The 12,773-nt window shown below is 29.9% G+C and carries 12 protein-coding genes and 1 tRNA gene; 3 read left to right on the top strand and 10 right to left on the bottom strand.

The window, feature by feature from the left end; translation table 11 throughout:
• Positions 1–246: 246 nt before the first annotated feature.
• From HQN62_RS00900 to HQN62_RS00890, 3 genes are read right to left on the bottom strand one after another with little or no spacing between them, the layout of a single operon-like run.
• Positions 247–600 carry a hypothetical protein gene (locus HQN62_RS00900; protein WP_173502964.1) on the bottom strand — a complete coding sequence of 118 codons (354 nt, stop codon included), beginning with the start codon at positions 598–600 and terminating at the stop codon, positions 247–249.
• A 32-nt stretch (positions 601–632) separates the two neighbouring features.
• Positions 633–2,249: a hypothetical protein gene (locus HQN62_RS00895; protein WP_173502963.1), complete on the bottom strand. Its 1,617-nt coding sequence runs from the start codon at positions 2,247–2,249 to the stop codon at positions 633–635.
• Positions 2,250–2,284: 35 nt separating this feature from the next.
• On the bottom strand, positions 2,285–2,845 hold the full coding sequence (locus HQN62_RS00890; RefSeq protein ID WP_173502962.1) for a hypothetical protein: 561 nt from the start codon (positions 2,843–2,845) through the stop codon (positions 2,285–2,287).
• Positions 2,846–3,025: 180 nt separating this feature from the next.
• Between HQN62_RS00890 and HQN62_RS00885 the strand changes: the two genes are divergently transcribed.
• The 3 genes from HQN62_RS00885 to HQN62_RS00875 all read left to right on the top strand — a co-directional run bounded on the left by HQN62_RS00885 (position 3,026) and on the right by HQN62_RS00875 (position 6,801).
• Entirely contained in the window at positions 3,026–3,430 is a 405-nt protein-coding gene (locus HQN62_RS00885) for a helix-turn-helix domain-containing protein (RefSeq protein WP_173502961.1), read from the top strand.
• Between the two features lie 146 nt (positions 3,431–3,576).
• Positions 3,577–5,316 carry a hypothetical protein gene (locus HQN62_RS00880; RefSeq protein ID WP_173502960.1) on the top strand — a complete coding sequence of 580 codons (1,740 nt, stop codon included), beginning with the start codon at positions 3,577–3,579 and terminating at the stop codon, positions 5,314–5,316.
• A gap of 27 nt (positions 5,317–5,343) precedes the next feature.
• Positions 5,344–6,801, top strand: coding sequence for a hypothetical protein (locus tag HQN62_RS00875; RefSeq protein ID WP_173502959.1), 1,458 nt, complete (start codon positions 5,344–5,346; stop codon positions 6,799–6,801).
• A gap of 157 nt (positions 6,802–6,958) precedes the next feature.
• Here HQN62_RS00875 and HQN62_RS00870 read toward each other — a convergent pair whose 3' ends face one another.
• The 7 genes from HQN62_RS00870 to HQN62_RS00840 form a co-directional block, all read right to left on the bottom strand.
• Positions 6,959–8,209, bottom strand: a complete 1,251-nt coding sequence (locus tag HQN62_RS00870) for a DUF5712 family protein (protein ID WP_173502958.1) — start codon at positions 8,207–8,209, stop codon at positions 6,959–6,961.
• Positions 8,209–8,727, bottom strand: a complete 519-nt coding sequence (locus tag HQN62_RS00865) for a BfmA/BtgA family mobilization protein (RefSeq protein WP_173502957.1) — start codon at positions 8,725–8,727, stop codon at positions 8,209–8,211. The genes HQN62_RS00870 and HQN62_RS00865 overlap by 1 nt, the downstream gene beginning before the upstream one ends.
• 226 nt (positions 8,728–8,953) lie before the next feature.
• Positions 8,954–9,778 (bottom strand): toprim domain-containing protein, encoded by an 825-nt coding sequence (locus HQN62_RS00860; RefSeq protein WP_173502956.1) that lies wholly within the window; start codon positions 9,776–9,778, stop codon positions 8,954–8,956.
• 250 nt (positions 9,779–10,028) lie between these two features.
• The gene (locus tag HQN62_RS00855) at positions 10,029–11,207 is read right to left on the bottom strand and encodes a VapE domain-containing protein (protein ID WP_173502955.1); all 1,179 of its coding nucleotides are present in this window, start codon (positions 11,205–11,207) and stop codon (positions 10,029–10,031) included.
• 101 nt (positions 11,208–11,308) lie between these two features.
• Positions 11,309–11,596, bottom strand: coding sequence for a helix-turn-helix transcriptional regulator (locus HQN62_RS00850; RefSeq protein WP_143376224.1), 288 nt, complete (start codon positions 11,594–11,596; stop codon positions 11,309–11,311).
• A gap of 92 nt (positions 11,597–11,688) precedes the next feature.
• A complete protein-coding gene (locus HQN62_RS00845) occupies positions 11,689–12,417 on the bottom strand; it encodes a hypothetical protein (RefSeq protein WP_173502954.1) in 729 nt (242 codons plus the stop codon).
• 166 nt (positions 12,418–12,583) lie between these two features.
• A tRNA-Ile gene (locus HQN62_RS00840) sits at positions 12,584–12,657 on the bottom strand.
• Positions 12,658–12,773 lie beyond the last annotated feature (116 nt).

The raw sequence follows: 12,773 nt of genomic DNA, 5'->3' as shown, positions 1-12,773 counted from the left end.
TTGGTAACGCTTTTTATTATAGATTTTTTAAAAATACACAATTTAAATTAATAAAAACACATTGTTATTCGCAACTTTTTTTTAAAAACCCCGAAATAGCCGAGTTAGTATAACGAACTAACCGATGTAATATAAACATCCTTTTGTCAAAGTTTATTTGATTTTTGTTTTGATTGTTTCTAACATAATTTATTGCTTAAATATTTTCTAAGATAACGCTGATGGATTTTATATGAATCCCGTGTTTTATTCTTCCAAAAATGAATTTTTCGAATTCTGATCTACAGGAAATAATATGCTTATTTCATTTAGCAGTTCGAATTCATCAATTGGAAATAACTGCAAGGCAATTCCAAGAATAAGTCCAACATCAATCGACTTATTTTCTATTGTATTAGGAACTTCAGCCCCATCATGATCCAAAGCCACGATACATAATTTCATCAGGTTTCTTATGACTGAGGCAAGTTCGTAATAATCATATACTTTTATTTCAGCACTGTGAATCCTATTTTTATTGTCAACAGGTCTCAAAGTACTGAGACAGCTGTTGGTTAATCTTTTAATAGTCTCTAACTTTTCAATTTCATCTTTTTCCATGATCTTTATTTTTAAATCGATAAATTAATGTATCAGTCTTGCTCAAAGCTCGATAATAACCCGCCTTCAATAACCAAATTGTGCAATTCATACATCAGTTTCTCAACAATAACATTCATCTGAAGAGCCTCTTCTTTTTTGAGCTTAGACAACTTATGATGAAGGGTCATATGCTTATCTAAATAAGGAAAGAAATCAGTCCAGAACTGCTCTATTAGATAATTATACTTTCGTATGTCTGAATCTGCATAGAGACATAACTGCCATAATGTTTGATTAGAAAGATAATTAGGCAGGTAATACGTTTTTACAAAAATGTACGTCCTGCAAAATGACATGAAAAATAATGAAAAAAAGTATTCTAAACCTTGATAGTTTTCTTTATCATCATTGGCTATTGCAAAAAATTGCAGGGCAATATTTTTGGTCGGCTTATAATAAAAATGCAGATCAGCGTGATAAGGATTGTGAGGAACCTCCCAGTGAAACTCAGGAAGATATTTACTCGATGAATATATCAGATATTCGTTTTGAATAATGCTGGAAAAGAACCTCTGATTCTGATACAGATTAGTCTGTATCCAGTAACGACTGTGGCTTAACAAAACAAAATCATGTTTTTCTCCTATTTTACTTTTTAAAGATTGAGTGATTAATTTTAATTTTTCATTACCCGTCCCGACAGCTATAAGCATCAGATAATAAGTCGTTTTTTCACCATAGGTAATTTGATGATATAAATAGATTTCCTCAACTTCTGCCATTTCTAATATAGTTTCTATTGCAGTATCTAAAATTATATTCTTCGGCTCCTTTTCAATTTCACATACAGCCTCATTACTTTCATGCAGTCCTTTCTTTATAAGCTTCTTTAATTCGGCAAGCCTTTTTTCCACAAGAAAATAGAGACTTTTCTGGGCAATTCCAACTGCTTCATACATTTCTTCTTTATAAATTATATCATCATCCGCGGAAGCTTCTTTTGCTTTCCTAAATAAATCCGTCAGATAAAATTTATTGTAAGGGGTTCTGATAAAATATTTTTGAATATCAGGAATATATTGGATAAGATTATTGATCCTATCATCTAAGCTCTGCAAAACAGATTTACTTCCTATGTACAGTTCTTCTAAATAATCAAGATCATATTCAATAAGTCTTGCATAGGATGTAAAAACGCTGTTTGAAGAACCTTCTGAAATGAGATTTTTAATCTGCCACGCATGAAGATCATGATCGTGGTAAAAATTATTTTCATACTCATTGAACCTTTTTTTGAATTTTTGCCATTCCTCTGTTCTAAAAATAGAATTTTCGAACTCATTATTCTGGTAAATAACAGCAGACTCACGGCAGTAAAACGCAATGAAAGGAGAACCTAAAGAATAGTTATGACGAAGTTTTGATGAGAAGATAAAAGCTAGATTAATCTGAAGGTGTTCTTTAATTTTTCTTACCCATTTATTCTGCTGAAGTTTCTGAGCGTCTATATTGCTTTCAATATTGATAATAAGACAGCTAAATCCTGAATACTTTTGTCTGGTAAAAAATATTTGAATAACATTATACTGATAGACTAATTGTCTGATTATATTTTCCAAATACTCGTTTTCGAGTTTTGGAAATGAAAGTTTTTTTGAAGTTTTCATAATACTGTGTTTTTGAAGATTAGATAAAGGATATTTTATTCCGCTGAAGGTTCAACCTGTTCATTTTTCTTGATTTTCTCAACACCTCTTTCTCTCATCAGTTCCCCTGCATCGAGCATTTTGATTAAATGAATATAAGGTGTCGTAAGGTCGGAGTCAGGATCTACATAATAGGGAGACAATGAAAGTTCAGTGATTTCAGATAAGAAAAATTCAAACTCTTGCGGTGTTCTCTCTTCAAATGCATTTTGAAGCACCAAAAAAGGATTGTCGAACTCTTCTTTGGTCAGGGAAGAAAGATGAAATACCGTTTCAGTGCGGGATGACTGTTTTACTTTCCATTTTTTACTTTTTTCTTTCAGGTAGTAACAGACTTTGAGAAAAGAGGAGACAGCAGTATAAAAAACGAAAACATTACAGGGGGTTTCTTGCTTGTAGACTTTTCCCTTATAACAGTGAAGTACCGCTTCACTTAAATTCTGTTTATAATAATCAAGATGTGCAAAGTCAAAAATAGCGTCAAATGCCTCAAATGGATTTCCTGCCACAAACCCTGCCCAAAATCTTGTTTCGAAGGATATTTTATTCTTTTTCATAGTGGGAAGATTTTAAATTCACAAGCGAAGTTCCATTCTTTAAAAAGGATAATCTATTCGAAAAGCGGATATAATATCTGATAAAAAGGATATTTTACAGGATATTTTTTTATCTTTGAAACTCAGAATTTTTAATCCAAATGGCTTTATCTTTGAGCCTTCAGAAAATTGATACTCATTATGGAACAGAAAATACATCAGGGAAGAAACGTAAAACGTTTCAGAGAAATGCTTGGAATCAAACAAGAGGCATTGGCTTTTGATCTGGGAAATGACTGGAATCAAAAGAAAATTTCAATGCTGGAGCAAAAAGATAGAATTGAAGATGATATACTTAATCAAATCTCCAATTCATTAAAAATTCCTGTGGAAGCGTTTCAAAACTTTGATGAGGAACAGGCAGTGAATTTAATTTCATGTAATTTCTCGGATAATGCAATGTTCAATAACAGAATTGAAGTTTTTAATAACAATCCGATTGAGGAGATCAAAAAACTTCACGAAGAAAAGATTGCTTTGTTTGAGCGTATGTTGAAAGAGAAAGATGAAATGATGCAAAGACTTGAAAAACTAATCAATAAATAATTTGGGATTAATTCTTATTTCATAATTAAGGCTCAACTAATTAGTTGAGCCTTTTAATATGCTTATATTTGGTAATATCTGTTTGCTGAATTTGCAGCAAAGAAATACAGATTTAGAAAGATTAAATCCATAAAAAATGACAATATATGTGGGGTTATCTAATTAAATATTCTGATTTTTATGCAAATCCGATTCCTGAAAATCCAATTGATCTAATCCTTGACATTCCTAAAGAGGAACTTATTGCAACTTTAGTTGCTATCAATACTAGATTAAAACGTCCAGATTCTAACCATTTTGATGATTCAAGAGAAACGCAAATAGAATGCTTGAAAACTATTTTTTTAGACAAAAATAATCCTGTACATTTATCTTTTTGTAGAACTTTAATTAATAGATACTCACTCACACCTAAAAACCATAATTTATTTTCACGGGTAACTTGTCTTTACGCAATGCAGGAAATTATTAATAATGAAGGTTTCACCTCTGAAGAACCTGAATATAACTTTGATAATAGGGAACGAATTTTTAAATTTTTACTAATTGCAAACGAACAAATTTTAACTGGAGATAAAAATTATAGAGAGGAAGGTTACAAGCAACTTGGAACAGATTTCTTTGAATTCTTTATGTTTAGAGAATTGCACCACAATCAATATAACGAATGCTCGAATGCGATAAATATCTTTTATAAATCATATTTTTTGTTCAATAAAATTGAACAGCATCATTTATTTGGAAAACATTTCAAAAACTTTATAACCTGGTTCTATAAAGTTGAAAGTACAAAAGAATTTTTAAAACATATTATCTGGACGTTCATTAAAAGTTATGATGAAGTTTTAGGGATGCGTTACATTAACATTCCCAAAGATAACGTTGATGCCATAAAAATCCTTGATTCATTTAGCACAAAAGTTGAGTATCCAATACCTACTAAGGATGACCTACGTACTTTTGATTTTTTCCCGCTAAAAAAGAGTCCTTTGTTTAAATGTAAAATAAAGGAAAATAAAGATATAGTTAGTTATATAATGTACGATGAAGGCTTCTACATTGAAAAGACATATTCAATATTTATCAATGATTTTTGGTTCGATTATTTAAAACCTAATGAGGTCTGCACAAGGAAAGATTGGGGAAATTTTATTGGAACTGATTTCTATGAGCCATTCACTGAGGATATTTTAAAAGAATCGTTTTCAACTCGCCCAGACATAATATTAAAATCAACCAATCAGCTCCAATTTAATATTGAAGGAACAGAAATAGAATATGCAGATTTTTATATCCGAGAAAAGCAGAACGTGGCACTATTCGAAGTAAAAAGTGGTTTCATCCCACTAGATCATGGCTACAAGACTGTTGCTACCATTGAAGACTTCAAAAACCTCGATACTGAAAAATTCAATAAAGATTATGGCTTATCCCAATTGGCTGAAAAAACTTTAAAGAAGTTTCACATTTATAAATCAGAAATTGACGACTTACACTTTAACTATCAACGGAAAGTTCAAATTTATCCAATAATTATTGTTAATGATCCGATAGTTAGTTCTGGTATTGTTCCATTTGTGTTAAAGCGAAAATTTAATGAACTCCTTGAAAAGCAAAAAATTAATAAAAAAACTAAAGAACATAATATTAAAGATCTAATCATTATAAATATTAGTGATTTACAGGAAATGGAACAAAGTTTAAAAGACAAGAAGATTGATTTTTTTGGCTTATTAGAATTATATCTTAGTATGTCAGACTATACAAACAAGGCAAATCATAAAGGTTACAATTTCCTGAGAACATTCAATTATGCACTTGCCGTGCAGATTAAAGACGGTTTAATTCCAAATCGAATTAAAGATATTAAATGGTTGGAAGACTAATATTTATATTCACTTAACAGCTATAATGTGATAGAAGAAAAATACACAAAAAGTATTCAAAGCGAAACTGAAATAATTGAAAAAATATTTCAAAAGGAGTCATTTATTATCTCCCACGATTTAGGTTTTCCAATTAATGAGGCTAAAATTAGTTTGTCTAAAGGAACTGGAAACAAACATATTGACTTTAACTTAGAATTACAAAATAGTTTAGACCCAAATAACATAACCTTTAAAAAACTGGGTTTTAATAAAAATTGTAAACTTATTTCAACTGATAGAATTTTTGTAATTCCGCCCAAAGGTGTCACAAAAGTTAAAGGAAAAAGATTTGTCCCTACAAATCAAATAACAGGAGAAATAACCACTATTTATGATGAACAATTTCCTTTATCATCTGCATCAAATTTTCGTTTAATCTTGAAAATTAATGACGAAGATTTTGGAACAATATTTCTCGGAGCAGGTTATTCTTGTGATGGGACACACTATGCTTTAGGGCTTGTTCGCCTTAATATTGAAAATATTGAATACCATGTTTTTAGACATAACGAAAGATCAAATAGCAAAACTTATTTGACAATCGAGTGCTTGGATGTGACAAATTTTAAAAGCTTTAGAGAAGACTGTGAATTGATTTTAAAATCAGTTGGCTTTTTGACTGGCAACTGGCATCAGGACGAGCATTACTTTTTCTCGTATACATCAAACGATTTTAAACTTGCTAAGTATATCTACTATAAATTATTTGGCGATTCTGTTATTACAAATTTTGAAATAATAAACCCTCAACAGTTTAGAAGTTTCATCCATACTGATCCTAGTAATTACCCAGAACTAACACCTTTATTGTTTTCCGAAAAGATTTTATCTACCATTGTTAATGAGTTAAAATCAAAACCGGAACTTGAAAGAGCAATTGAATTACTGGTGGACGGAAATGAAATAAAATCTCCGTTAATCCGATGTTCTATTTTTAGTGTAGCTCTTGAAACCGCTGTATCACTAATTCACTCGGAAAATAAAGCTTTTTTTAAACCTATTAAAAAAACTGAACAATTAACTCCAATCTTGAAGGAATTCCATGATATTGCAAACCGAGAAAAGGATAAATTTTCACAATTGGAATACTCATCCTTAACAAAAAAAATCACTTATTTAAATACACCTTTTAATAAAGATAAATTTATTCTTGCTTTTGAGCGTTATAAAGTCAACCTACCGGAAAAGTATAGTGTTTTGTTAAATACTCGAAACTTATTTTTTCATGGCAAAACCCCATATGAGGAAGGTGTTTTAAAAAATAGGATTAAAGATCTGCACTTGGAAGCTGACAGAATTCACATGTTAGTGTCAATCCTAATATTAAAATATGTAGGTTATGAAGGACATATTAAAAATCAAGCTGCCTATCGTTTAGAAACGGAAAGCTTTTATAATGAAACAGAAAGGCAAACTGGAGAAAGTGCGTTTTATACTATTTAATTTATAAAGAATGACCTTCAGCAATTCATTAAATACAACTTCACATATATATGACAGCTCTTGGTCAAAATCGGATTTTAAACTATGTTCTAATAATTCTTTTAAAATTACCACTTTGCTTATCTTTTTTTTTATAATGTTTATTTTTTACATTTATTCACTTTCTTATTGCTCTCTTTCTTTTTGGTAATTCATCATCAAGACTTGGAGCGATTTCAAAGGCAAGAGATGATAAAATGGATGTTAATTTTTCGGTATTAATCTTCCAATCCTCTAATGATGGTTCAGTTTGTTGCACTTGCTTCGTCGTTTTGCTATCAGTACTAAATAATTCATGGAGTTTTAAGTTTTGATTAACTTCACTCGCTTTGAAATCTATACCTGATAGTTCGTAAAAAAAGTGATTCTCCTGGATAAAACCATCTTTATTTATTGTGGGTAAAACCTGAATTTCAAATTTCATCATCCGCTGTTGATACTCTTTTAAATTGTTTGGTTTTGTCATCAAAACATTGAAATGAGCATTCCTAATTTGCTTTTTTATATCATCCCTATTATTCGATTCTATTTCTATTTTTTTATTGATTTCATGTTTGTCTTGAGGACTTCCATTTTTTAAAATATTTTGATTTTGAAATTTTTCAAGTTCTTTTCGTTTATAATTAAAATGTTCATCAAAAGTTTTTTCGTTCGAATTGATCCATTTCACTCTATCAAATCCCACTTGATATTCGTTATTACCAATTTTTCTATTGGTTTGTTTTTCGTTACAAGTAGGGCTTAATTTTAATATTTGTGTTTTATCTTTTCTGGAAACAATTATGTGAATATGAGATTGCAGACCCTTTTTATACTCGCCAGAAATTTCCTTTCCATTAATAACCTCTTTATCTGTACCCTTGTATTTTCTAAAATGCTCAATTTTTGCAAAATAAACTAAATCAGCACCCGTTTTAATTCCTTTGTCTTGACGATTAAAATTCAAAGCATAGTTATCCATTACTTTGCGTCCATACTCTCTTATAAGATTATTAAATTGCTCTAATTCAGATGAGTTTAATTCCAAAATACTTGTAACTTCTTTTTTGCCTGTAGCCAGAAAGGCAATATGACTCAACTCATTCTCGCTGAAGCTAATTGTTGGAGCAAAATATTTAGCATCATTAGCTCCTAATTTTCTTTTATTATTATCGATAGCACTAATAACATCTATCGTACTGATATTAATCTCTAAAGCTGTAAAGAACCATTGTTTCCTGTTTTCTAGCTGAGATATTTCACTCATTGAGGAAGACTTTTTGATGATTCTGTCTAATTCTTCATTTTCCTTTTCTAAGTAAATGGCTAAGTTGGAACAACTTCCTTTATTGTCTGCTCCAAGTGTACTATGAGGTTTAGATATTGGCATTATGAAAAAAGAGATTTAATTTTACCCATAGTGCCCGATTTGTTTTTTTCGTCTAATAGTTGGCAAATAAGCAAAATCGCTTGTCTATTTTTTTGTAATTCAGAAATTATCATTTTAGTTCTTTCCCCATCATTGCTATTTATTTTGTTCAGATTCTCAAGATGAGCTTTTTTTATTTCAGTTGTTCGTTCCGAATGTTGATCTAAGAGTTTATTTATCGAAATAATTAGCTTTGATATTTCTTCTTTTTGGGCATTTTGATAATTAAAAACATCTTGTCTTAATGGTTTCAAAATATCTCTTTCTTGAACTTTTAAAAAAGAGACTATCCTTTTATCTAAAGCGGCAACCATTAAAGCTGGATTTTTGTTTACAGCATCTTTGGGATCGATACCTGTTTTTTTGAAATAATAAATCATTTCTTGTATAAGAACCCCTAAGTTCATTCGTAAACTTTCAGATAACTTCCCAAGTTCTGTATGCGCTTTTTCATCTATAATAATACTTTTTTTAGTCATAATTATAATTTTTAATGCTGTTAATCAAGTGGTTACGTATTTATTATATTTAAATTATAAAATCTTATAAACTTCATTCTTAAAGAAAGCCTTATTTTCAAGGCTTTGGCCTCGCAGAGCAAGTAGGATAGGGGTTTTTCCGCCCCTGTCCTACTTGCTAATTACATTACTAGCTAATTACATTACTAGTATAAACTCTTTTAAACAGTGATATTCACACACAAGTCTAACCACTTGTTTTAGTTTTTAAAATCAAGAAATCATTTATATCTTTTGAACCATGAAACAGATACCTAATATCTTTACATCTTGCTCCCGTTGAATTCCACTTCTTTAAACAATTTTCTGTTGCATTCGAACCCGCAACATCGTTGTCGAGCGCAAACAAAAGTTCAGAATAAACATTTAATACTTGATCTGCTTTCGAAAGCATTGATAGAGAATTTAAAATCAAGAAATCTTTTGACTTTTCACATTTTGGATACAACGTCAATAATGAAATGAAATCCGACCATGATTCTAAGATTATTAGGGATTTATTGCTTTTGTTAATCCATGTAAACCATTTTATTCCTAAACATAATTTTGCATATTTATTTCGAATTTCAAATTGATTTTGATCATTCCTAAATCCTACCCCAAAATATTTCCTATCCTTTATTTTATAATACACTTCATGTAAATGCCTTTTACAAATTTCAATGTTCAATTTTCTTGTATTTAAATAATCAATTAAAATTCTATTTTGTAAAAGTTGAATTCTTTCCACACGATATTGCTTTTCTTTTTTCATCTCCAGAAAAACATTTTGTTTAGGCTGGTCAAAAGAAAAAATAGAATCCTCACTTTGTAGCCACCTAACCGCTTGCAAAAAACCAATGGAAAAATACTTCATAATAAAGTCCACAGTATTACCTCCAAAACCTTCACCAAAGTCATAAAAAAGATTATGCTCACATTTTACAGAAGGAGTTTGCTCATTTCTCCAATCAGCTTTAAACCAAAACTGTTCTTTTTTCTTTTCAATGGCTTCAATATTTAATCTTTTCAAAATATTGATCATTGGAATATTTCTTAATTTCTCTATATCGTTCACTATAATTTGAATTTTTGCCTACCTAGCTACCTAAAGAAATTGGACAGCTATAATAAACATATTAAAAAAAAGGTGCTTTATTTTTGATTTACCTAGTTTACCTAATTTAGGTAAGCCAAGTATTGATTATCATAGGTTACCTACCTAAATAAATTACACAAATTCAGTTAATTAAGCAATAATTAGGTAACTAGGTAAGTATATTTTAAGAATCTGTAAATCCCCAAGGCGAATCCCTAAATTTGGTTTTTGCTAAATATCCATATACTTGACGTTTTGCATGCTTGATTCTGGTAAAATTGTATTTTTTTAGTGCTGAGCCAACTTTTTGAGCATTTAATCTATGCCCCATAACCTGTAGTTCTGTTACAATTTCCGATGGTGTCCTAAAATCTGAAAGATTATCACTAGTTGAATAGTATTTTAAAACAAATTCATTCTCTACTGTTTGTATAGTAAAACGTTCATTTCTCAATTCATTGACTTTTATTTCTTCCTGAGTTAAATCGGATTTAAAGTCTTTTTGGTATTTAAAAATATGGTAAGCTTGTGACCAAAAATCATCTATATTAAATTCTTTACTATAGGAAAAGTCAATCTTCTCAATGACGCTAAAAATAATCCACCTTACAGAACCTGAGTCATCACATAAAAATTCCGCACGATTTGTTGACGCTAAAAATGAACAAGTGCGATAGAGTAAAGTTGATTTATCTCCATATGGTAACCGCTCATTAACAGAAACTTGACTTATCAGTGCTTTAATAGCATTGATATCATATTTTCCCATTACATCTAATTCTTCAACATTAATAATCAAAGATTTAGCCAACTTGATACGTTCATCCCTTCCTACTCCTAAATTTGTATATAAATATTTTTCAAGTTGGGTTGGACATAGAAAATTTAAAAAATAAGATTTACCAAAACTCTGACCTCCTTCTAAAACCAATACATGTTTATTTATAGCCTCCTTCAGAAATACCGTTTTAACAGCACGAACTGCCCATTTAAGAAGATGGAGGTAAAACAATTCGTTGTCGTCCGTATTTACATAGTCGGCATACCTTTTGACATGATCTTTACCGTTCCAGGGCGGTAAGCTTTTAAAATACTCTATCAGCGGATTGATACGTTCTACAAAATGCGACTTTAAATAGGTTTTAAAAACTTGGGGGCTAACATTTAATTTTTCTCTATGAAGATGTATCAACAGAGAGGACTCGTTAAAATCGATTTTACATGCAGAGTTTGCATCGAAAATTTCGTACTCCAATGCAATTTCATTAAACTTGATTTTAAAATACTTAGATAATTCTTCCTGAATTTTATCATACACAGAATCCTTGCGTGATGACACATCATATACGCTTATTTCTTCCATAAATAAATAATTGATGAATGAGCATAATGCTTATATTTGCATATACTCTTTTGAGTTACATATAAAAATTTCTAAGCGTTCAAAAGTGCATTTTTGAACGCTTATTTTTTTAACTGCTTGGAAAATTTAGACAAAACTTCCTCATCTGAATAGACTTTGTGCTTTCTAATCCATTCAACTATCTCAACTCGATCGAAGAATAAAGCCCCGTTGGTTGGCTTGTTATGAGGGATTAATTTTTTAGCAGATAATTTGTGAATCGTACTATCTGAAAAGCCTGTATAGTTCATGAGATCTTTAATAGTAAAAATCTCTTTTTGGAACTGATTACCTTTTGTAATCATCATTTTAATTTCATTTAACTGTTCAATAATTTTTTGTGGGTTCATAATTTTTGTTTTAGAATTATGAGGCTAAACTATTGGAATGAAACTAGATGAAACGTGGAATTGCGACTTGGTCACATAATAATTCGGGGAATTTACATTTTTTGAACACTTTCATATACCTTTTTTTGACAAAGGGTAACGGTTATTCTATTTTTATCGGATAATGATTTTTCATTTACAGGAATATATTTACCGGCTTTTTTATATTGTAACAGAGAAGCTATACTTTTTTTAGGTATTACACGGTTTGAATCTAATTTTATCAAGAAAGGAATCATAAATTCATTGATAAAAGCGTGTGTTTCCTGAGCACTAATTTCTAATTTAAAAAAATAATTGTTCTTAGATTTTTTTAAGCAATTAGCAATCAAACTTTGAAAGTCAATTAATAATGTGTCATCGTTAAATAGTTCAATCTTTTTAAATTCAACATAATAGTAATTTATTGCTTCTCTATTAGCATCAATTAAATCAGCTACTTTTTTTTCAGACATATTGTTTGAAGACTTTGATGTATTTTGGAACTGAGATAAATTACTATTTGACTTTTGTCTATTATATCGATTAAAAATATTATCTCCTTTTAAAAAATATATGGATGATACTGTAAGTAAAAATGAAAAAACAACTCCAAAAATTAGAATTATTAAATGGAATGGAATAAAATCACCATTGTATAACTGAAAAGCACTGACGATAACTACCAAAATAGGTAATAGCGGGGCTAAAATAAGTGGAACCTTTTTGGAGGTTATTATAGAATTTACCTTTTGTATTTGTTGATGAAGAAAGAAAAAAATTTTTTCAATTATTTTTGCCATAACTGTAATTATTTTTAATTGAAAAGTAAAAATACTAAAAAATACAGCTAATTGAAACAGAATGAAAAGTTTACTATCTTTGTGAGATCAGCAATTTGTTATACATATATTGTACTGATGAAAACAAAAAAGCCTCTACATTGCTGTAAAGGCTTGATTTTACTAGTGGTCCCACCTGGGCTCGAACCAGGGACCACCTGATTATGAGTCAGGTGCTCTAACCAGCTGAGCTATAGGACCGGTTAAGAGTTTGCAATATTACTACAATTATTTTATTACTACAAGTATTTTTAAGGTAGATTTTCGGATAGTTTATTGATCGGAGAAATCTGTTTTGAAAATGACTGATTATGAAT

Source organism: Flavobacterium sp. M31R6 (genome assembly GCF_013284035.1).
Taxonomy (GTDB): Bacteria; Bacteroidota; Bacteroidia; order Flavobacteriales; family Flavobacteriaceae; genus Flavobacterium.
This window is presented reverse-complemented; position numbering and strand designations above follow the sequence as displayed.

Coding starts and splice junctions, on each gene's coding strand:
- HQN62_RS00900 (WP_173502964.1), bottom strand. CDS start 600: ATGGAAAAAGATGAAATTGAAAAGTTAGAGACTATTAAAAGATTAACC.
- HQN62_RS00895 (WP_173502963.1), bottom strand. CDS start 2,249: ATGAAAACTTCAAAAAAACTTTCATTTCCAAAACTCGAAAACGAGTAT.
- HQN62_RS00890 (WP_173502962.1), bottom strand. CDS start 2,845: ATGAAAAAGAATAAAATATCCTTCGAAACAAGATTTTGGGCAGGGTTT.
- HQN62_RS00885 (WP_173502961.1), top strand. CDS start 3,026: ATGGAACAGAAAATACATCAGGGAAGAAACGTAAAACGTTTCAGAGAA.
- HQN62_RS00880 (WP_173502960.1), top strand. CDS start 3,577: ATGTGGGGTTATCTAATTAAATATTCTGATTTTTATGCAAATCCGATT.
- HQN62_RS00870 (WP_173502958.1), bottom strand. CDS start 8,209: ATGCCAATATCTAAACCTCATAGTACACTTGGAGCAGACAATAAAGGA.
- HQN62_RS00865 (WP_173502957.1), bottom strand. CDS start 8,727: ATGACTAAAAAAAGTATTATTATAGATGAAAAAGCGCATACAGAACTT.
- HQN62_RS00855 (WP_173502955.1), bottom strand. CDS start 11,207: ATGGAAGAAATAAGCGTATATGATGTGTCATCACGCAAGGATTCTGTG.
- HQN62_RS00850 (WP_143376224.1), bottom strand. CDS start 11,596: ATGAACCCACAAAAAATTATTGAACAGTTAAATGAAATTAAAATGATG.
- HQN62_RS00845 (WP_173502954.1), bottom strand. CDS start 12,417: ATGGCAAAAATAATTGAAAAAATTTTTTTCTTTCTTCATCAACAAATA.